This is a genomic window from Vibrio sp. 10N.222.52.B7, from assembly GCF_041474275.1.
GTDB lineage: Bacteria > Pseudomonadota > Gammaproteobacteria > Enterobacterales > Vibrionaceae > Vibrio > Vibrio crassostreae_C.
The window spans coordinates 1-353 of the sequence record NZ_JBFRTU010000250.1 but is presented as its reverse complement, the minus strand read 5'-3'; the positions used below and the strand labels follow the sequence as shown (position 1 = coordinate 353).

Sequence of the window (353 nt, the reverse complement as noted above, 5' to 3'; positions counted from 1 at the left end):
TTGGAAGGTTGGATTCTTGAATTGGCGCCAGCGCCAGCGAAGAAAGCTTCTCCAAAAGTTGAGCTTATTAAGGGCCGCGTATCATACAGCCGCAAGGGTTCAAACTTGGCGTTGAACCTTAAGAAAGTTGATGACGCAACAATGGAAGAAATCCTCGCCTTCGTACAATCGAAGCTCGACTAAGTCGACGACTTTTCATTACTCCTCTAAAGCCGCTTTATGCGGCTTTTTATTTGGCTGTGATAAACTGTGTTTAGATGAATCTGGACGCTAACTATGACAAACCCAACCAACACTTTTCTACATACACTTTCTAATATTGCTCAGCATAACGATCACCGTTACGGCGTGGT

The 353-nt window shown here is 44.2% G+C and carries 1 pseudogene; it reads left to right on the top strand.

Annotated elements, in window-relative coordinates:
* Window positions 1-183: pseudogene (locus AB4512_RS22670) on the top strand (chromosome partitioning protein ParB); the annotation flags it as partial.
* Window positions 184-353 lie beyond the last annotated feature (170 nt).